Raw genomic sequence first — 19,797 nt, 5'->3', positions numbered from 1 at the left:
GAGGCACATAGCATGGACGGTAGAAACTGGGAAACATTTTTGCTTCCATATGAACAGACGGTCGAAGAACTGAAAGTCAAGTTCAAAACGATGCGCTCCGAGCTCAAAAAGCGCGAAGAGTATGCGCCGATCGAGTTCGTCACGGGACGGGTCAAGCGGATTACGAGCATTCTTGAAAAAGCCGAACGCCTGGATGTCCCGATGGACAAGCTCGAAGAAGGCATCGAGGACATCGCCGGCATCCGCATCATGTGCCAGTTCGTCGAAGATATCCGCCGGGTGGCCGAATATATCCGCGCGCGCAAAGACCTGACCGTTTTATACGAAAAAGACTACATCACCAATTACAAAGAAAGCGGCTACCGCAGCTTCCATATGATTATCCGCTATCCGGTGCAGACCGCCATGGAACAAAAAATCGTGCTGGCCGAGATCCAGATTCGCACGCTGGCGATGAATTTCTGGGCGACGATCGAGCACTCGCTGAATTATAAATACCGCGGCGGCCTGCCGGGCGATATGCGTCTCCGGCTGCAAAAATCGGCGCAGGCCGCGTCCGTGCTGGACAGCGAAATGTCGAGTATCCGCGAAGAGATCCTGGACGCGCAGAAGCTGTTCGAAGACGACGCCAATATCGTATCGACGCTGCTGAAGATGATCCACCGGCTGTATTCGTACCATCTGGTCGGGGAAGCGATCGCTTATCAGGCGGCGTTCGGCGAATTGTTCGCGCAGCGCGATTACGAAGGCATGAAAGCCATGCTGGAGGAAATCAAGCAGATCATCGCATCGCGGCACGAGGAAGACCCGGAAGATGAATAACGAATCGAAGCTGGCCGCTTTCCTGGTCTATTTCAACCGGGACCGCGACTACTTCGAATGCCATGAAGTGCTCGAAGAATTGTGGCTGGAGCGCGGTCGCGATCCGCTGTACTCGGGACTGCTCCAGATCGCCGTGGCGCTGTATCATTTCCGCAACGGCGGAGTGACGCATGTCTACAACAAGATCGAAGGCGCGCGCAAAATGATGCGCAGCGCGGTGGACAAGCTGTCGGCTTATCCCGATACGGCGCTGGGCCTGCGGCTGGACCTGCTGAGAGAGCAGGCGCGCCGGTATGCGGAGCGGCTGGAGAATTACGAGCGCGCGCCGTTCGAATTCTACGATCTGGATATCGAGATCGCGGACCCGGACCTGCGGGAGCAGGTGCGGCTGGCCTGGGAACGCATTCCGCCGAATACGCCGCAGCGGACCGGCTATTCGCGCGGGCCGAAGTCGAAGCCGCAGGATTGAGCGAAGCGGCATAACGAAGAAACGCATACTTAAAAACGATGAATCGCGGCTGAAGAGCCGATCCGATTCACGGCCAGGAGAAAGCAGGCCCGCTTCGCGGGGCAGCGGCGAGCGTGCCGCGAGGCGAAGCGGGCCGTTTTGCGCTCCGGCACAGCACACAAGAAAGCGGGGATTACCAGATGGGCATTCAGCTTCCGCCGCTGTTCGAGTCGCGCATGCAGCGCTGGCTCGGAAGCGAATACGAAGATTTTGTCGCCAGCTACGACCGCCCGCGCCATGCGGGAATCCGGATCAATACGCTCAAGATCGGGCTTGAAGAATTCCAGCGGGTCAGTCCGTTCGGGCTGAAGCCTATTCCGTGGTGCGAAACGGGATTCTATGTCGGCGAAGACGACCGGCCGGGCAAGCACCCGTATTACCACGCAGGGCTGTACTATATCCAGGAGCCGAGCGCGATGGAGCCGGCCGAAGCGCTGCGGCCGGAACCCGGCGACCGGGTGCTCGACCTGTGCGCCGCCCCGGGCGGCAAATCGACGCAGATCGCGGCCAAGCTGCGCGGACGGGGCGTACTGGTGACCAACGACATCAGCGGGGAGCGCACGAAAGCGCTGGCCAAAAATATCGAGATGAACGGCGTCCGCAACGCCGTCGTGCTGAACGAAACGCCGGAGCGGATCGCCGCGAAGTTCCCGGCTTATTTCGACAAGATCCTGATCGACGCGCCGTGCTCGGGCGAAGGCATGTTCCGCAAGGACCCCGACGCCGTCCGGCAGTGGGAGAAGCATTCGGTCGAAGTCTGCACGGTGATGCAGCGCGATATTCTCGACACGGTCGCCTCGATGCTGGCGCCCGGCGGCCGCATCGTATATTCGACCTGCACGTTCTCGCCGGAAGAGAACGAAGCGATGATCGCGCTGTTCCTGGCGCGCCATCCCGACTTTGTCGTCGGCGAGGTGCCGCACTCGCCGCTGTTTGCGCCGGGTCGGCCGGAATGGACGGCCGACCTGCTGGAAAGCGGCGGCGGGCTGTCGCCGCTGCTCCGCGAACCGGCTCAAGGCGGGGAGCCGGCGCTCTCGCGGCCCGAAGCGCTCGCGCAGACGGCGCGGGCGGCACGCATCTGGCCGCATCTCGCCGAAGGCGAGGGGCACTTCGTGTGCGTGCTGGAGCACACGGGGACAAAGGCGGCGCGGCCGGGCAGCGCCGCCGGAACCGATCCCGGCCCGATCATCGGGGCCGGGCAGGAGCCGCCCGCCCCGGCTGCGGGCGGGCGCGAGAGCGGCGGCCCGCTGCGCAAAGGCCGCCGGGACGACCGCGGCGCCGCATCGCTGCGCCGCGAAGACAAGTCCGCGCGCCCGGCTCGCGGACGAAACAAGGACGCCTACATCCGCGAGGAGGCGTCCGAAAGCACGGTGCGCCGCGCGTGCCTCGACTTCCTGGCGGCGCATGTGACCGCGCCGCTGCGCGGCACGCTGCTGATCTCCGGCGGCTACGCGTACGCCTGTCCGGTGGAGCCGGAGCGTCTGCGCGGGCTCAAAGTTCGCCGCTCCGGCTTCCAGCTCGGCATGGTCAAAGCCGGCGACCGGTTCGTGCCTTCGAACGCGCTGGCCGCGGCGCTGTCGCCCGGCGAATCGGCGCGGGCGCTGAATCTGTCGTCCGCGCTGCCGGAAGCCGTCTCGTATCTCAAAGGCGAGACGCTGACGCTCGGCGAAGAGCGGATCGCGCGAACTCAAGGAATCGACGCCAAAGGTTATGTCCTGGTGACGATCGACGGTTATTCCGTCGGCTGGGGCAAATGGGCCGCCGGCGTGCTCAAGAACGAATATCCGGCAGGATGGAGATGGAACGGATGACAAACGAACGCGCAGCAGGCGGCAAAAAGCTGCGGCTGGATAAAATTTTATCGCATATGGGCGTCGCCACGCGCAGCGAAAGCAAAAAGATGGTCAAGCAGGGCCGAATTAAGGTCGACGGCAAACCGGTGAAAGACAGCGGTCTCCAGGTGATCCCGGAGGCCGTGACAATCGAAGTCGACGGCGCGGAAGTGCGCTACCGGGAATTTGTGTACCTGCTGCTGAACAAGCCGCAGGACGTCGTTTCGGCGACCGAGGACCGGCGCGACCGCACCGTAATCGATCTGCTGGACGCCGAATATCTGGCTTTCGAGCCGTTTCCGGTCGGACGGCTGGACAAAGACACGGAAGGTCTGCTGCTGCTGACCAACGACGGCAAGCTGGCGCACGAGCTGCTGTCGCCGCGCAAGCACGTGCCCAAGACGTACGAAGCGGTCGTTTCCGGCGCGGTGGACGACAGCGACGCCGAAGCGTTCAAGCGCGGCGTCGAACTGGACGACGGCTACCGAACGATGCCTGCGAAGCTTGAGATCGTCCGCCGGTACGACCGGGAAGGATTGCCGCATTCCGATATCCGGCTGACCATTACGGAAGGCAAGTTCCATCAGGTCAAGCGCATGTTCGAAGCGGTAGGCAAAAAAGTCATGTTTCTCAAGCGGATTTCCATGGGACCGCTGCGGCTCGACCCCGAGCTTGACACCGGAAGTTTCCGCGAACTGACGGAAGCGGAGCTTCGTTCGCTGCGCGGCGAATAGGCTTTCGTTTAATAAAAAGGAAAGTCCGCTTTTTACGATCCGTCCGGCGCATCCCGGACGGATTTTTGCTCTGGGCAAGCAGGCCGGGAGCGGTTCGCAAGTGCCCGCTTCCGCATGTTCGGCGTACGTTTCGCCGCCGCTTTGAAAAATGACGATTTTGTTTCCGCGTTTCGCCCCCGCTTGCCCTTTACCTTTGCCGCTCTTGTAGGCTATCATCAAAGAAAGAGGGTTTGACGCGTGGAAGGGGGAAGACGCTGTGAGATTGCTTCAAGCTTTATTTTTTCCGCCGGAGCAGCCGGGGGGCGTATCTTCGATGATTCCGCACCTCCAGGAAAAGTTCGCTTCGGCCCGCTGGGAGATGGAAGTCTTCTCGCTGCCCAAGCGTATTCGGGGCAAAGGCCGGGAAACGGTCGAGTTCGAAACGTTCGATTGGACGCAGTACGCAGAAAGTCCGGTTGTGCAGAAATACATGCAGACGTACCGCGATTATTTATGGTGGACCCGTCTGCGTCTGCAAAAACCTTACGATCTGATCCATGCCCATCACCCGATCGCGGCGCTGGCGATGAAGACGGCGTTTCCGGATACGCCGGTGATCCAAACCGTCCACTCCAGTTACGAACGGGAATTGATCCTGAACGGCAAGATCGAAGAAGGCGGGCTTGAACACCGCTTCCTGCTTTCGATCTACCGCGAACTCGAAGCGAAGACCGATCTGCTGATGACGGTGTCCGATGCGTTTCGCCGGTATATGGGCGCTTATATCGAACATCCCGAGCGGGTGCGGATTATACCGAACGGCTACGACGAGCGGCGCTTCAAGCCGGTCGCGCACGAGAACGAAGTGCCGCAGCTGATGGCGGTCTGCCGCCTCGTGCCGGCCAAGGGACTCGATATCCTGCTGCGCGCCTGCGCCCTGCTCAAACAGCGCAATTGTCCGTACGTGCTGCATCTGATCGGAGACGGACCTTCAAGAGAAGAGCTGGAGCGGCTTGCCCAGGAGCTGGGCGTGTACGACGATACGATTTTTTACGGCTATACGCTGCATCCGGAAGAGTTTATGCCGTTCTTCGATATCTTCGTGCTTCCGTCGCGCGCGGAAGCGTTCGGTTCGGTATTCGCCGAAGCCGCGCTCTGCTGCCTGGCGCTCGTCGGCACCAATGTCGGCGGCGTGCCCGAACAGATCGAACACGGCGTCAACGGCCTGCTGGTACCGCCGGACGATCCCGACGCGCTGGCGGATGCGCTGGAGCAGGTGATCGGCGATCCGTCGTACCGCTACGAGCTGGCCCGGACCGCCTGCGAGAAAGCCAAATCGCAGTATTCGCTCAACCGGGTGGCTTCCGAACTCAAGCGGCTGTATCTGGGTTACGCCACTTCCGGCCGGCAGACAAGCTGAGCCATGCTCGCACAGGCGGGCCCTCAGGCGCCGACATGACGTGTCATCTTGAAAAAAGACCGTCAAAATGCTATTTTTACGAAAACGTACGGTAAGCAGGAAAGACGAAGCCGTATCGGGAGGACTGAACATGGAAGAATTGAAAGAACGGATCAGACGCGAAGGCGTCGTCGCTTCGCAGCAGGTGCTCAAGCTGGACGCGATCCTGAATCACCAGATCGATCCGCAGCTGACGATGCAGATGGGGCGGGAGTTTGCGGCCCGGTTCGCGGAAGACGGCGTTACGCGGGTGATTACCGTCGAGTCTTCCGGTATACCGGTGGCGTTCGCCGCCGCTTACGAACTCGGGGTGCCGATGGTGTTCGCGCGGCGCAAGAAAACGCTGCTGGCCGACCCCGATTCCTACTTCGAGCGCATTCCTTCTTTTACAAAAGGAATCGTGACCGATTTAATGCTGCCCAAAAGGTTTATTAAAAAAGAAGACCGGGTTTTGCTGATCGACGACATTATCGCCAACGGCGACGCCGCGCGCGGTCTTGTCAAAATTATCGGCTCCGCGGAAGCAACGCTGGTGGGAGCGGGAATCGTAGTCGAGAAATGCTTCCAGTCCGGCGCGCGCATGCTGCGCGAGCAGGGGATACGGCTGGAATCTCTGGTCCGGATCGAATCGCTGGGCGAGGACGGAATCGTTTTTGCGGATTAGGCTGTCGGATACTGTTCATTCTTTGCCGCAAAAAGCTTCATTTCACGCTTTACCCCTCCGATAATGTTACGTATAATACTTTATAAGTAGGGAGAGGAGGAAGACAAACATGAGCGATCAAACGGTAAACGCAGAATTTTTTATCAAAAAAGTCAACGAAGCCAAAGTGCATTTCGAACGCGCCCTGGATTGTAAGCATACGGAATTTGACGACCTTTATCCCTATATGATTGAACATCCGCAGTTTTTCTGGTACAAACGTTACGTGGCCTGGTCGGAACTGCTGACTCTCGCGGATCTGTGCGAAGAACTGGCTTTTCCGTGGAGAGAAGAGTTCACTGCGCAGCAGGTCGAATACGTCGAACAGCGCGTGATGTCGGCCAAAGTGCTCGACTTCTGGTTTGAAAATACGGATTCGAAAGAACATGCCCAGCGTTAAGCCGGGGCGGAGGCTTTCGGCGAATTGATCCCATGCAAGATTTGCAGCCCGTTCGCGCTTCGCGCAGCGGGCTTTTATTTATAGGAGGAGAACAACCATGATCAGCGATGAGCAGCTTAACGCCTACCGGCTGTCCGGCGAGAAAGTCCGGGTCGTTCGGGACGGCTTGAAAGAAAACGATGTCCGCGGCATCGTCGTGGCCTGGGACGATACGCAAGTGCTGATTCGCCGGCCCAACCGCAATGTAGTCAAGCTGGACCGGAATTATATCATTCAGCCTTCCAAAGAAGAGCGGATCGATCCGCTGGCGGAGCCGGCCTCGGACGAATAAACGGCAAAGCAAAAGCCCGCTTCATCCGGCAGATTCCGGATAAGCGGGCTTTTGGCATAATACGGGTATGTGAACGTTTCGCCGTTTCTCGATAGTCTGGAGATAAGATCGGGTGTTGGATGTCGGCGGAAACGGGGGCCGGAAAAAGAAACTTCTCAGGCGTAAGCGCCCGGAGAGTACGAGCGGACGGACGGAGTCTTGCCGACGGGAACGGAAGACGCTCGTTGTCCGTAGTTTCGGGCGGGAGGAGCACTCTGCCGACCGCCATCGGTGACGACCGGGGCGACTTCCAGACCCATGTAAGCGCGCATGCGCAGATCGGCTTCGCGGTCGAACGGCTCGCGGTCGAGATGCAGCGTCCCGTGCAGGCCGCGGCACAGATAGTCGGCATCAACGCCGGCTTCGCCGCGGTTGACTTCGCAAATGCGGATATTGCGTTTCTTGAACTCCCGCCGGATGCCGGAGAGGAGCACGGCCGCGCACTGGGAAGCGCCGCGGATCATTTCGGTATATAAAGGGGAAGTTTGCATCGGCTCGTCGGACTTCAGCATCTTCGCGTCGTTCTCGAATACTTTTAAAATATGCGTCAGCATCAAATAACTTTTGATCAGAGAAAGTTCGTCTCGGGTCGTCTGTACAGCGGTCATGCTCTTCACCACCTTGTAGGAACTTGTGTTCTTATGCTCCCATTATAACCGAACACATGTACGGGTGCAAGTTTTAAATGAAATTTTCCGGAAAAAGATTGACGCTTGCTTGATGCTCGTGCTATGATCTATCTTGTCGCCGCGATAAGCGGTGCAAACGTTGAGCGGTCGTGGCGGAATTGGCAGACGCGCACGGTTCAGGTCCGTGTGGGCTAACCCCCGTGGAGGTTCGAGTCCTCTCGACCGCATTACAAACAAAGAAGGTTCCCCATTGATTGCTTCGGCATAATGCGGGAGCTTTTTTTATGCCCGAAAGGCGGAGTGTTTCAACCGCCGCCGCGGGATCGAACAAAAGAAAATGCGAACAAAAATTCGACGTCTTCCGCATGTCGGATTTGTCGTATAATAAGCTTAAAATTAAAACAAAGTCGCGAGGTGCGTCATGAACGAGCGGATAATAAAATTGAATCGGACGATCGATATGTCTTCGGGCGGACATATTTTATACCTCTACGACGATCCGGAAGTTTACGAAGAAAACGCGGCCGCCTACCTGATTTCGGGCGCGCGGGCAGGGGAAATCCCTATTTTGATCGAAAGCTCCGAACGGGCAGGGCGGATTCGCGGCAAAATCGCCCGGGAGTTGAACGCGGAGCAGCGGGCCGGAGTCGTTTATATCGACGCGCGGCATTTTTACGATAACGATTCAAGTATTCGCGGCGACCGCGCCGCGGAGCACGGGGCGAAGCTGCTGGAACCTTTCGCGGCCGCGAAATCCGCAGTCCGTATCTGGGCGCACGCGCTGCGCGAAGACGCGGCCGCCGGGCGGGAACCGGTTTTTTTTGAACAGCCGATCGATCGTGGCGCGGAACAATTCCGTCTGCTGTCGGTTTGCGCCTACGAAGCGGGTTCGATCCCGGCTTCGCGGCAGGTTCGATTGATGCGGACGCACGACTACACGATGACCGATCTGGAATTTGCCGTTTCGGCTGTTGCCGAAAGCGGACGCGAAGCCGGCGCCGCTTCGCCGGCCGGGCGGCGGGAGAAAGAAGAGCGGGGGCGGGCCGAGGGCATGGAGCGCCAAACGACGGCCGTGCAGCTCGAAACGCTGATTACGAACAACCTCGATCCCGTTTGCCTCTTTAATGAAGAGAAGCGGCTTGTCCAGGCCAACGCCGCGGTCGAAGAGATCTTCGGCTGGCCGCAGCGGGAGCTGCTCGGCTGTTCGCAGCACGAGCTGTTCGAACGCCTCGGCTTCGAATACGGCGTTGAAACGGAAGCATTCGGGGTACGGACCGCGGAAGGAAGCCGGCGCTTCTACGCTTCGGCCAAAGCGAGAAACGGCGCGCCGCTCGATCTGCTGCTGTCCGCTTTTCCGCTCGGCGACGCGCAAAGTCCGGCCGGCTACGCCGTAATCTGCCGCGACGTGACCGAGTTCCGCAGTTCCGAACGGCGCTTGCAGGAATCGGTCGAACGGTATACTTCGCTCAAGCGCCATAACCACGACGCCGTGTTCTCGATCGATTCCGAAGGCCGCGTCATCAATACGAATCCCACCGCCCAGAAGCTGACCGGGCTGACAATCGCGGAGATGATCGGCCGGCGTTTTCAAGACTGGCTCGCGGCGGGGACGCTGGACGGCATCGTGCGAAGTCCGGAAACGGACGGGACGGATTTCAGCAACACGGTGCGCGTCCGCCGCGCGGACGGATCGGAGTCGGAAGTGCTGACTTCCACGGCTCCGATTATCGTCGGCGGCCGGCAGGTGGGCTGTTATATTCTGGCGAAAGACATTACGGAGCACAAACGTCTGCTGATCGAGAAAGAAGCGGCGGAACGGATGAACCGGACCAAAAGCGAATTCCTGGCCGTGATGAGCCATGAGATCCGCACGCCGATGAACGGGGTGATCGCGCTGACGCAGCTGCTGCTGGAAACGACGGAATTGACCGAAGAGCAGCGGCAGTACGTGGAAGTGATCCGGCGCAGCGGGGATTCGCTGCTGCGGATCATCAACGATATCCTGGATTTCTCCAAGATCGAAGCCGGCAAAGCCGAACTTCAGCCGGAGCCGATGAACCTGCGCGAAGACGTGTCCCATTCGTTCGATATTCTGCTGGCGGAAACGAAAGCGAAAGGGCTGGAGCTGGGGTTGTCCGTTTCGCCGCGCGTGCCGGAAATCGTGGTCGCCGATCCGCACAAGCTGAAGCAGATCCTGATCAATCTGGTCGCCAACGCCGTAAAATATACGGATGAAGGCGGCGTTTTCGTCGCGGTGGACGCGGAAGACGCGCCGGCTTCGCCCGATCGGATCCGGCTGCTGTTCCGCATTCGCGACACCGGCCGGGGGATTCCGCAGGAGCGCGCGGAGCAGCTGTTCGATCCTTTTTACCAGCTCGACAACTTTATCGCCAACCGTCCCGAAGGAACGGGTCTCGGCCTGGCGATTACCAAGCGGCTGATCGAACTGATGAACGGCCGCATCGAAGTGCGCTCCGAACCGGGAACCGGTTCGCTGTTTCGGTTCTCGATCGAGGCGGAACGTTCGTCCATCGATTTGATGCCCAAGCGCGAGGAAACGTCGGCTTTTGCCGACAGCCCGGGGAAACGCACGCTGCGCATTCTCGTCGCCGAGGACAACAAAGTCAATCAGATGGTGATGGAGCGGCTGCTGGACAAGCTCGGCTACAAAGCCGACCTGGCGGCGGACGGCCAAGAAGCGGTTAAAGCCGCTTACGGCTCCGGTTACGATATTATTCTGATGGATGTCAAGATGCCCCGCATGGACGGAATCGCGGCGACGCAAACGCTGCGGCGGCAGCCGCCCGGCCATGGCCGGCCGTATATTATCGCGGTGACGGCGAACGCCATGCAGGAGGATCGCCAGCGCTGCCTGGAAGCCGGAATGGACGAATACATGAACAAACCGGTCGACGTGAAGCGGCTGTCGGAACTGCTGCTGGAAGCGGAGAAAGCGATTCGTCATTCGGCCGAAAATAGTGGTAAGATAAAGGGCGAGCCGGGCAGACCGGCAGAAGGACAAGCGCAGTAAACCGGACGGCGGGACATCCGCACAGCCGAAGCTTTGCATCCAAAGGAGGAACGAGACACCGATGATCGATTGGCAAAAAGAAGCGGAAGCACGGCGGGAAAGCCTGCTGGAAGACCTGCAGGGCCTGCTGCGGATCGAAAGCGTCAAAGAACCGGCGACCATGACGAAAAAGAACCCGATGGGACGCGGGATCGGCGAAGCGCTGGACTATATGCTCGAACTCGCGGAGAACGCGGGACTCGATGTCGGGAACGTGGACGGTTACGCCGGATACGCGCAGTACGGCGATCACGACCCGGCGTCGACGATCGGCGTGCTGGGGCATCTCGACGTCGTTCCGGCTGCCGGAACGTGGACCAGCCCTCCGTTCGAGCCGGCGATCCGGGGCGGCCGGCTGTACGCGCGCGGGGCGATCGACGATAAAGGGCCGACGCTCGCCGCCCTGTACGGGCTTCGGATCGTGATGAATCTAGGTCTGCCGCTGAGCAAGAACGTGCGGCTGATCTTCGGCACGGACGAAGAAAGCGGCATGAGCTGCATGCGTTATTACGCCGAGAAGGAAGGCATGCCGACGACCGGATTTTCGCCGGACGCGGATTTCCCGATCATCTATGCCGAAAAAGGACAGTTCAATCCGACGCTCGTGCCCAAGCAGGCGCCGGAAACGACCAAGTCGCTGGCGAAGCTCGAATCGTTCGAAGCGGGAGTCCGGGTCAATATGGTGCCGGAACGCGCCCATGCCGTGCTGAGCGGCGACGTTCGCGCGCTTGTGGAAGCGTTCGGGGATTTCTGCCGCGAGCGCGGAGTCGAAGGCGAAGCGGAAATCAACGCCGGCCAGGCGATGTTTACGCTGCTGGGCGTATCAGCGCACGGCTCCGAACCGAGAAGCGGAGTCAACGCCGGCACGCTGCTGGCGTCGTTCCTGCAGGACGCGCCGGTGCAGCCCGAAGCCAAAGCGTTTATCGGGCTGCTGAATCTGCTGCACGAAGACTTCGAAGGCGAGCGAATCGGCATCGCCTGCCGCGACGAGGTGACCGGGGCGCTGTCGGTCAATCCCGGCGTTCTGCGTTTCGGATTGGGCGAAAGCGACACGGAGATCCAGTTCACGGCCCGCTGCCCCGTGACCGCCGACTACGGCCGGATCAAAGGACAGCTGGAAGAAGCGGTGGACGGGTTCGGCTTCCGCATCGCCGATGTGCGGGAGATCGGATCGCACCATGTGGACCGGAACGAGCCGGTGATCGCGGCGCTGCAAACCGCCTACGCGGAAGTGACCGGCGACGAGCCGACGCTGCTGACGACGGGCGGCGCCACCTATGCGCGGTTTATGCCCAAGGGCGTGGCGTTCGGCGCCTGCTTCCCCGGCAAAGAAATGACCGCGCACCAGGCCGACGAATATATCGAGATCGACGATCTGCTGAAAGCGACCGCCATTTACGCGCGCGCGATTTACGAACTGGCCAAATAAGTACCGGGACCCGATCCCTACTCATCATAATTATATACGGAAAGAAGAGATCAACCGATGCCGCAGGATGTACAAGTTTCCCGGGGAGAGTATATCGAAAGCAACCATGAAATTCACGTCGCGGTCGTGGACACCGCCGGCCGCCTTCTGTACAGCGTGGGCGATCCGGACCGGCTGACCTTCCCGCGCTCTTCGATGAAGCCGTTCCAGGCGGTTGCGCTGCTGGAATCCGGAGCGGCGGACGCTTACGGATACGGCGACGCCGAAATCTCGCTGAGCTGCGCTTCGCACAGCGGCGAGCCGATTCATCGGAGTACCGTGCTGGACGTGCTGTCGCGCGCCGGCCTGTCGGAAAACGACCTGCAGTGCGGCACGCATATTCCCCGCGACAGCGCCAGCTACCGCGAGCTGATCCGCGAAGGCCGCGAGCTTACGCCGGTATTCAGCAACTGCTCCGGCAAACATTCCGGCATGCTGCTGACGGCCGTGCATCTGCACGAGGATACGCGGACATACCGCGAGATCGATCATCCGCACCAGCAGCGCATCCTGTCCGTCGTGTCCGATATCTGCGGCCTGCCGGCCGAGCGGATCGGAATCGGCGTCGACGGCTGCGGCGTGCCGGTGCACCGGCTGCCGCTGTATAACGCGGCGCTGGGCTTTGCCCGCCTGGCCAAGCCGGAAGGCCATGTATCCGAAGTTCATGCCGAATCGCTGAACCGTATCCGCACCGGTATGACGAATCGGCCGGAAATGGTCGCGGGCGCCCACCGGTTCGATACCGACGTCATGCGCGTATTCGGCGGCAATCTGGTCACGAAGATCGGGGCGGAAGGCGTGCAGTGCATCGGCGTGGCGGACCGGGGAATCGGAATCGTGGTCAAAGTGGAAGACGGCAGCGAACGGGCGACGTCCGTCGCCGCGATGGAAGTGCTCAAGCAGCTCGGCATCGGAACGGACGAACAGTTCGAAGAACTGGCGGATTACGTTTACGCGCCGGTGCTGAACGCGCGCAAGGAACGGATCGGCGAGATCACGCCGAATTTCGAGCTGCGGCCGGCCGGCGAATAAACGCCGCGCCGCCGAAGCGGACACAGAACCGAAATCATCGAACAGCAGAGGAGCGGACAGGGCATGACGCAGAGCGAACAAGGCTTCGCGGAGAACGCGGGCGAGAACAAGATCGACAAAGCGACGTTTGCCGGAGGATGCTTCTGGTGCATGGTAACGCCGTTTGAAGAGCTGCCGGGCATCCGCGGCATTCTCTCGGGCTATATGGGCGGCAGCGTGGAGAATCCGACTTACGAACAGGTCAAGACGGGAACGACGGGGCACTACGAAGTGGTGCAGATCACGTTCGAGCCGGATGTGTTCCCGTACGAACGGCTGCTGGAGCTGTACTGGCCGCAGACCGATCCGACGGACGGCGAAGGCCAGTTCCAGGACCGGGGATCGCAGTACAAGCCGGCTGTTTTCTACCACAACGAAGAGCAGCAGCAGGCGGCGCTGGCGACCCGCCAGGAACTGGCGGACAGCGGCCGCTTCGACAAGCCGATCGTTACGGAGATCCTGCCGGCGCAGGACTTCTACGAAGCGGAAGATTATCACCAGGATTACCACAAGAAAAATCCGAAGCATTACAAAGAAGACCGCGAGCAGTCGGGCCGGGACGAATTTATCCGGGGCAACTGGTAAGCGGCAGCCGCCGATGTTGCAGAGCTTTCGGCCGGCGGCCAATGTTATTAAGCTTAGCTTAATAACAGAATTAGCAAGCCAGATGTGAAACGAACCGGCATGGGATTTTCCCATGCCGGTTCGTTTTTTGAATCAAGAGCCTTTTTTGATTAAGAGTATCTTGAAAAGGTATATAAAATAGTATTCCATAATAAAGAAGAATAGGGCCATTGGATATTTCTGAAGAGGAAGCCGAAACCTATTTGCGAAAAACGACTTCTCCTGAAGTCGCCCGCTTTATTAAAGACGGCCTCAAAGTTTTAAAAAAATACGGTGGCTTTGAAATGATGAAAATTATGTATGACGTTAGAATGCTTGAATGTATTCGTAATCCAACTATTACCCCGGAAGAATTGAAAGCGCTTCAGTATAGCGTTTATCTTTTCGAATATTGTTCAGGTGGGAATTTGGAGGAAATGGTGCGTTTCTCTCAGGTTCTAGTAGATTTCGAAATGGGAGAAGATAGATCCATAAGATGTTCTAACGAAGAAGTGTTGATCAGATTGAGAAGAGTGCAAGAATTTCTTAGAAGTAAAGATTACGGACACGTTCCTGTTGATCGTGAAGAATTCGAAAATTATAAGAGAGAACATTGGAAGGAAAGTGATCTATTTTAAATAAGTAGACTATCCGCCCGCTCTAAAATGTTCAAATCTCTTTCTTGCTTGGAAGAACGATGCAAAAAGGAGCCGGTTATCTTCTCGATAACCGGCTCCTTTTCGATTTTCGTCATTAAACGTTAAATTAATGACATTGGGCCGCCGACCTATCCTCTTTTCTGCGCGGCTATCCTGCACGGGGCAGAGATCTCGCCGTTTTGCGGAAGCTTTGCGTTACAGCAGCTTCTCGATATCGCTCTTGATCTGCTCGGACTGGGTGCCGAACACCACCTGTACCGCGCCCTGGCCGAGACGCATGACACCCGAAGCGCCGAGCTTTCTCAGCGCCGCGTCGTTGACCGCTTTGTCGTCGGCCACAACCAGCCGCAGGCGGGTCACGCAGGCGTCGATGTCCATGATATTGGACGGGCCGCCGATATTCTCCAGAATCTGCGAAGCGCGGGAAGACGTGATCGGGCCGGCGGCGGTGTTGGCCGCTTCGCCGAACACTTCCGTCACGCCTTCTTCGAAGTCGTCTTCGCGTCCCGGCGTTTTGAGGTTAAACTTGACGATGATGAAGCGGAACAGCAGATAGTAGACCACGAAGAATACCAGGCCGACCGGAATCAGCATCCAGGCGTTGTGCGACAGCTTCATATTGACCAGATAGTCGATCAGGCCGGCCGAGAAGCCGAAGCCCAGATGGACGTCGAGAATGTACATGATCAGTCCCGACAGTCCGGTCAGAATGGCGTGCACCCCGTACAGCACCGGCGCCACGAACATAAACGAGAATTCGAGCGGCTCGGTGATACCGGTCAGGAACGAAGCGACAGCCGAACCGATAAAGATGGAAGCGACCGTTTTGCGGTTCTCGGGCTTGGCCGTGTGGATAAAAGCCAGCGCCGCGCCCGGCAGGGCGAACATCATGATCGGGAAGAAGCCGCTCATAAACATTCCGGCGGTCGGGTCGCCGGCGAAGAAGCGCGTCAGGTCGCCGTGGACCACTTCGCCCGCCGCATTGGTGAAATCGCCGATCTGGAACCAGGCGATCGAGTTGAGCACGTGATGCAGGCCGATCGGGATCAGCAGGCGGTTGGCGGTGCCGAACAGGAACGCGCCCAGTCCGCCGAGGCTGACGACCCAGTTGCCGAAGTCGCTGATGACATCCTGGATCGGGCTCCAGATCATGCCGATAAAGACGGCGAGAACGATGGTGGAAACAGCCGTGATGATCGGCACGAACCGTTTGCCCGAGAAGAAGCCGAGCCATTCCGGCATCTTGATATTATGATAGCGTTTGTAGAGGAACGCGGACCAGCCGCCGGCGAAGATCCCGCCGAGCACGCCCATGTTCAACACGACGTCGTCGCCGATAAACGGCATCTGACCCGGCACCGCGCCGAGAATGCCGACGAGAATCTGGTAAGCGATCAGCGCCGACAGCGCTGCTACCGCGTCCCCGGCAAAGCCTATGGCTACGCCGATCGCGAAAATGAGCGGCAGATTGCCGAAGATCGTCCCGGCGCCGACATTCAGGAACGGAGCGACGTACTGGTTCAGGAACCCGCCGACGACATGGCCCAGAGGAATGTCTTTCTCATAATCGAGCAGACCTAAACTTTGCAGGATAGCCGCCGCCGGCAGCGTAGCGACCGGCAGCATCAGCGATCGTCCCAGCCTTTGCAGAAAAGCTAGCATTTGTCATCATCCTTTGTATGTAAAATGGTTGAAGCCTTATTTGGAGGCGTACATCATGCGGTGCAGATGCAGCGCCAGAAAACCGGTTTCTTCGCGCGGGACGTCCACGTCCAGCGATCTGCGGATTCGGGAAGCGAGCCGCTGGGCGAGGCGGAAAGCGTCGCCGCATTCTTTCTCGATCCAGGGCAGCAGCGGATTGGACGTTTTTTCTTCCCGTAGCAGCCGCTCCAGCAGACAGCGCAGGTGAATCGTCAGACGCACCATATTCATGCCGCCCGGAGGAAGGTCCAGCAAATTTTCGCGCCGGATCGTTTCCAGCAGGTCCCCGACGATATTCGAAGTCCGGACGACCTGGCCGACCGGCACGCTGCTGAGCGCGGAATAGACGTGATAAGTCAAGAAACCGATTTCATCTTCCGGGACTTCAAGGCCGAATTCCCGACCGATCCGTTCGGCTGCCCGCGCGGCGAGTTCGAATTCCTTCGGAAAGCTGAGCCGGGTGGCTTCCAGCAGCGGATTGACGATGTCCATGCCGTTGCGCAGCCGGTAGACCGTAAACTGGATATGGCTCGGCAGCGCCAGATAGATCTTGTCGTCGGGCTTGATGCCGAAACGCTCTTCGATGCTGCCGACGATTTCGTTCGAGATCCGGATCACTTCGGGATCGATATTTTCCAGCAGCATCCGGTAGCGGCCCCATTCTTCGCGATCTTCGAGCCGGAACCGTTTCTCGATCCGCGGATCTTCCGCTTCCACGATTCCGCCGTTCTTGATCGTAAAGCCGATGCCTTTGCCGATAATGACGAATTCCTCGCCGCTCCGTTCTCCGCGGGCCATGACGACATTGCTGCCGATCACCCGCTCCACTTCGAAATTTTCATTTTCCCTGGGCATGCGGTTCTCTCCTTTCCGGGTACGGGAATGCAAAAAAGCCAAGAATCCCCCCTGTACGGACGGTATTCTTGGCTCATGCCCTTGCGGTAACACGCCGGTTTGTATGATCGAATCGACATAGAATATGTAAAATTCGTTGTATGCCCTTATCATAAAAGGAATCGGCCGGGTCGTCAATCACTATTTATGAAAAAATATGCCAGAAAACGCGAAAATGATAGCGTAACCAAATAAAACGGACCGATCTGTACCGTACGGGCGGAGGGATGAGAAGCGCTGTGCACGGGAATGGGACTAACTTCGCATGCGGGCAGCCGCGGATTTTCACCAGAAATAGGAAAGAGCGAACTTCTTTATTGCCCGGACTCCGGTTAAAATAAAGCTACATACACAGGGCGCCGCATGCTCAAGGAAGCGGCGCAGCCGCTTTTCCCGCAGAAAAAGCCTTCGAACGCACATTCAGCTCATTTTACATACAAAGGGGAATTTATATGCTGATTCCGGACAACGAACAAACCATCGAGCGGCTGAAAGCTTTTATTTGCAAATGGGCGGGGCCCGCCAAACCCGAATACGGGCTGAAGCCCCGCGAGATTCCCGCCGATCTGCCCGCCGCGCTGCAAGAATTGTACCGCTTTGCCGGCAACTGGCCGAACCCGGCTTACGAAAACAGCCCGTACCCGCCGGCCATGAGACCGAGGCTGTTCGAAGCGCAGGATATCTGGATGGGCGCGGGAGAACTTCGGCGCGAAGCGGACCGGATTACTTTTTTGCTTGAGAACCAGGGAAGCTGGAGCTGCCAGGTCGACGCGAACCGCGAAGATTCTCCGGTCTACAGCGACGCGGCCCGGCTGTGGGACGACCGCCTGGAGGAACCGGAGATCGTTTGTCCGTCCCTGAGCCATTTTATGACCACATTTTGTTTGCAGGAGCTTGTGTTCGGCAGCCTGCATTTTGGCAAACTGGAAGGCAGTCTCGATCCGGCGGTGTTCCGCGATACACTGCACCCGATCTGGCTGGACGGTTACTATGTATTCAAAGAGCCTTCGCATTCCTTCTATCTGTGCGGAAACGATCTGCTCATTATGGATTATTATTCCGACGTCTGGTACGGCTGTCTGGACGACCGCGCGCTGTCCCTGATCGCCGACCCGAGCATGGTCAAGCCGATCGAACCCTAACCTGCCCGCCTGAGAGCTGCAGCGGACTTATGCCCGGAACGCATGGAAGTGCGGCCGGGCTGTTTTGTATATTTAACGAAGAAATCGGATAGAGCGAAAAAGACGAATAGACTCGACTTTCGCAGGGATTTCGGGCATAGTCTAAAGAAACCGTATGGACTTCAAGACCGACAAGGAGGCTTCGGACATGGTTGTCATCAAGCTGCACACGGAAAAACCGATTCCCCCGCTTCAAGTCATCCGGCTGTATCAGGACGTCGATTGGTGGCCTGCGCGCAGCAAAGACGGCGTGCGCAAGCTGCTGGGGCACGGAGTCGTGCTGGGCGCCTGGGAAGACAAACAGCTGGTGGGCTTCTGCCGGGCCGTCTCGGACGGCGTTTACCGTGCTTACGTGGAAGATGTGGTGGTGCTCGGCACGCATCGGGGACGAGGAATCGGAAGGCAGCTGATGGACAGGATGATGCGGGAGCTGAACCAGATCGAAGTCGTCAGCCTGTTTTGTTCGGGCAAATTGTCGGCTTATTACGAAGGCAGCGGATTCAAGCCGACCGGCCAGGTCGTGATGCACCGGAGCAAGTAACGAGGCGAAGGTCCCAAGCCGGGCCGGCCGAATACGAGGAGGATGCATCTATGATTCCGATCAAACTGCCCAGGGAGCAAAAGCTGGAACTGATCGAAGATCTGCAAGCGTTTTTTTACGAAGAGCGTTCGGAAGAAATCGGGGAAATCGCCGCGGAGCAGCTGCTCGACCATATGCTTCAACGACTGGGACCGTATGTGTACAATCAAGCGGTGCGCGACGCGAAAGCGGCCGTAAACGAAAAGATCGCCCAGATCGAAGACGAGTTGTACGCGCTGGAGCGTCCTCTGGAACGAAGATAAGCCGGATTCGCGGCGGAAAGCGGGAGAAGAACAGATGGAACTAATCGGAACCGGGGGAACGGCGGAGGTCTTTATACAGGACTCCGGACATGTGCTTAAATTATTTCGGGAATGGTTCTCGGAACCGGGTATAAGATCGGAATACCGGAAAACGCAGTGGGCGAACCGGCAGGGCATTCCTTCCGCCCGTACGATCGGACTGATCGAAGCCGAAGGGCGCCGGGGCATGCTGCTGGAGCGGATCGAAGGGGAAACGCTGCTGGCGAAGCTTCACCGCGAGCCGGAGTCGGTCGATGACGCGGCGGCGGAGTTCGCCGGGATGCAGGTGCGGCTGCACAGCCGCGAAGCGCGTTCGCTGGACGATTCGCAGCGGCAGCGGCTCGTGCAGCGGATTCCGCAGGCGCCGGGTCTGGACGAAGACGAGAAATCCGCCGTGCTGGCACAGCTCGAACGCCTGCCGGACGGAGACCGGCTGTGCCACGGCGACTATCATCCGGGAAATATCATCGTTCCGGCGGGCGGAGGGGAGTGGAGGATTATCGACTGGATCGACTCCAACTGCGGCCACCCGCTGTACGACGCCGCGCGCACCCTGCTGCTGATCGGGTTCGGAACGGAAGCCGGCGGACCGCGCGAAGCGATGCAGGACGCGGCTGTCCGGTTCCGGGAAAGTTATCTGCGGACGTATACGGAATTGTCGGGCTTCTCTATAGAAGAAGTCGAACGCTGGCTGCTGCCGGTGGCCGCGGCGCGTCTGCCCGAGCCGATTCCGGAAACGGAGAAAACGCTGCTGCGCAAGCTGGTCAAAGAACGTTTGGCTCTGCTGTAAACGGAAGTTTATCACAAGAACAAGAAAGCCGGAGGAGCGGAA

General features: G+C 58.8%; 20 protein-coding genes and 1 tRNA gene. 18 read left to right on the top strand and 3 right to left on the bottom strand.

The features are described from left to right. Positions 1–12 precede the first annotated feature (12 nt). The 8 genes from yjbM (at position 13) to QWJ34_RS14000 (ending at position 6,768) form a co-directional block, all read left to right on the top strand. Entirely contained in the window at positions 13–822 is an 810-nt protein-coding gene (gene yjbM, locus QWJ34_RS14035; RefSeq protein WP_302728703.1) for a GTP diphosphokinase, read from the top strand. After that, a complete protein-coding gene (locus QWJ34_RS14030; protein ID WP_302728701.1) occupies positions 815–1,291 on the top strand; it encodes a DUF309 domain-containing protein in 477 nt (158 codons plus the stop codon). Before yjbM ends, QWJ34_RS14030 begins: the two co-directional genes overlap by 8 nt. Positions 1,292–1,470: 179 nt before the next feature. Then, positions 1,471–3,141, top strand: a complete 1,671-nt coding sequence (locus tag QWJ34_RS14025; protein ID WP_302728814.1) for an RsmB/NOP family class I SAM-dependent RNA methyltransferase — start codon at positions 1,471–1,473, stop codon at positions 3,139–3,141. Continuing rightward, positions 3,138–3,896, top strand: a complete 759-nt coding sequence (locus QWJ34_RS14020) for a pseudouridine synthase (RefSeq protein WP_302728699.1) — start codon at positions 3,138–3,140, stop codon at positions 3,894–3,896. The genes QWJ34_RS14025 and QWJ34_RS14020 overlap by 4 nt, the downstream gene beginning before the upstream one ends. 256 nt (positions 3,897–4,152) lie before the next feature. Beyond that, positions 4,153–5,295: a glycosyltransferase family 4 protein gene (locus tag QWJ34_RS14015; RefSeq protein WP_302728697.1), complete on the top strand. Its 1,143-nt coding sequence runs from the start codon at positions 4,153–4,155 to the stop codon at positions 5,293–5,295. A gap of 130 nt (positions 5,296–5,425) precedes the next feature. Then, the gene (locus QWJ34_RS14010; protein ID WP_302728696.1) at positions 5,426–5,998 is read left to right on the top strand and encodes a xanthine phosphoribosyltransferase; all 573 of its coding nucleotides are present in this window, start codon (positions 5,426–5,428) and stop codon (positions 5,996–5,998) included. A gap of 109 nt (positions 5,999–6,107) precedes the next feature. Beyond that, the gene (locus tag QWJ34_RS14005) at positions 6,108–6,437 is read left to right on the top strand and encodes a hypothetical protein (RefSeq protein WP_302728694.1); all 330 of its coding nucleotides are present in this window, start codon (positions 6,108–6,110) and stop codon (positions 6,435–6,437) included. A gap of 97 nt (positions 6,438–6,534) precedes the next feature. After that, on the top strand, positions 6,535–6,768 hold the full coding sequence (locus QWJ34_RS14000; protein WP_302728692.1) for a hypothetical protein: 234 nt from the start codon (positions 6,535–6,537) through the stop codon (positions 6,766–6,768). A 155-nt stretch (positions 6,769–6,923) separates the two neighbouring features. On the opposite strand, the gene QWJ34_RS13995 is transcribed toward QWJ34_RS14000, so the two are convergent. Continuing rightward, positions 6,924–7,415, bottom strand: coding sequence for a YhjD family protein (locus QWJ34_RS13995; protein WP_302728690.1), 492 nt, complete (start codon positions 7,413–7,415; stop codon positions 6,924–6,926). Positions 7,416–7,579: 164 nt separating this feature from the next. On the opposite strand from QWJ34_RS13995, the gene QWJ34_RS13990 reads away from it, so the two are divergent. The 6 genes from QWJ34_RS13990 to QWJ34_RS13965 all read left to right on the top strand — a co-directional run bounded on the left by QWJ34_RS13990 (position 7,580) and on the right by QWJ34_RS13965 (position 14,286). Then, positions 7,580–7,663: transfer RNA gene (locus QWJ34_RS13990), tRNA-Leu, on the top strand. A gap of 194 nt (positions 7,664–7,857) precedes the next feature. Next, positions 7,858–10,467 (top strand): PAS domain S-box protein, encoded by a 2,610-nt coding sequence (locus QWJ34_RS13985; protein ID WP_302728688.1) that lies wholly within the window; start codon positions 7,858–7,860, stop codon positions 10,465–10,467. Between the two features lie 61 nt (positions 10,468–10,528). Beyond that, positions 10,529–11,935, top strand: coding sequence for a dipeptidase PepV (gene pepV, locus QWJ34_RS13980; protein ID WP_302728686.1), 1,407 nt, complete (start codon positions 10,529–10,531; stop codon positions 11,933–11,935). A 57-nt stretch (positions 11,936–11,992) separates the two neighbouring features. After that, on the top strand, positions 11,993–13,006 hold the full coding sequence (locus tag QWJ34_RS13975) for an asparaginase (RefSeq protein ID WP_302728684.1): 1,014 nt from the start codon (positions 11,993–11,995) through the stop codon (positions 13,004–13,006). A gap of 111 nt (positions 13,007–13,117) precedes the next feature. Further along, positions 13,118–13,630, top strand: coding sequence for a peptide-methionine (S)-S-oxide reductase MsrA (msrA, locus tag QWJ34_RS13970; RefSeq protein WP_302728812.1), 513 nt, complete (start codon positions 13,118–13,120; stop codon positions 13,628–13,630). A 209-nt stretch (positions 13,631–13,839) separates the two neighbouring features. Next, entirely contained in the window at positions 13,840–14,286 is a 447-nt protein-coding gene (locus QWJ34_RS13965; protein ID WP_302728682.1) for a hypothetical protein, read from the top strand. A 216-nt stretch (positions 14,287–14,502) separates the two neighbouring features. Here the strand turns inward: QWJ34_RS13965 and QWJ34_RS13960 are convergent, their stop codons facing one another. Together QWJ34_RS13960 and QWJ34_RS13955 are read right to left on the bottom strand one after the other, a co-directional pair. Further along, positions 14,503–15,969 carry a PTS transporter subunit EIIC gene (locus QWJ34_RS13960; protein WP_302728681.1) on the bottom strand — a complete coding sequence of 489 codons (1,467 nt, stop codon included), beginning with the start codon at positions 15,967–15,969 and terminating at the stop codon, positions 14,503–14,505. Positions 15,970–16,005: 36 nt separating this feature from the next. Continuing rightward, a complete protein-coding gene (locus QWJ34_RS13955) occupies positions 16,006–16,863 on the bottom strand; it encodes a BglG family transcription antiterminator (protein ID WP_302728680.1) in 858 nt (285 codons plus the stop codon). 491 nt (positions 16,864–17,354) lie between these two features. Here QWJ34_RS13955 and QWJ34_RS13950 point away from each other — a divergent pair, with 491 nt between their 5' ends. The 4 genes from QWJ34_RS13950 (at position 17,355) to QWJ34_RS13935 (ending at position 19,755) form a co-directional block, all read left to right on the top strand. Then, complete coding sequence (locus QWJ34_RS13950; RefSeq protein WP_302728678.1) at positions 17,355–18,044, top strand: hypothetical protein; 690 nt, start codon at positions 17,355–17,357, stop codon at positions 18,042–18,044. A gap of 187 nt (positions 18,045–18,231) precedes the next feature. Continuing rightward, positions 18,232–18,624, top strand: coding sequence for a GNAT family N-acetyltransferase (locus QWJ34_RS13945; protein ID WP_302728676.1), 393 nt, complete (start codon positions 18,232–18,234; stop codon positions 18,622–18,624). A gap of 50 nt (positions 18,625–18,674) precedes the next feature. Further along, the gene (locus QWJ34_RS13940) at positions 18,675–18,926 is read left to right on the top strand and encodes a DUF2164 domain-containing protein (protein WP_302728674.1); all 252 of its coding nucleotides are present in this window, start codon (positions 18,675–18,677) and stop codon (positions 18,924–18,926) included. A 34-nt stretch (positions 18,927–18,960) separates the two neighbouring features. After that, positions 18,961–19,755 carry a phosphotransferase family protein gene (locus QWJ34_RS13935; protein ID WP_302728672.1) on the top strand — a complete coding sequence of 265 codons (795 nt, stop codon included), beginning with the start codon at positions 18,961–18,963 and terminating at the stop codon, positions 19,753–19,755. The last annotated feature ends 42 nt before the right edge of the window (positions 19,756–19,797 follow it).

Source organism: Saccharibacillus sp. CPCC 101409 (assembly GCF_030518235.1).
Lineage (GTDB): Bacteria > Bacillota > Bacilli > Paenibacillales > Paenibacillaceae > Saccharibacillus.
Note: the sequence above shows the minus strand (reverse complement) of the source record. Positions and strands in the feature narration are given on the sequence as shown.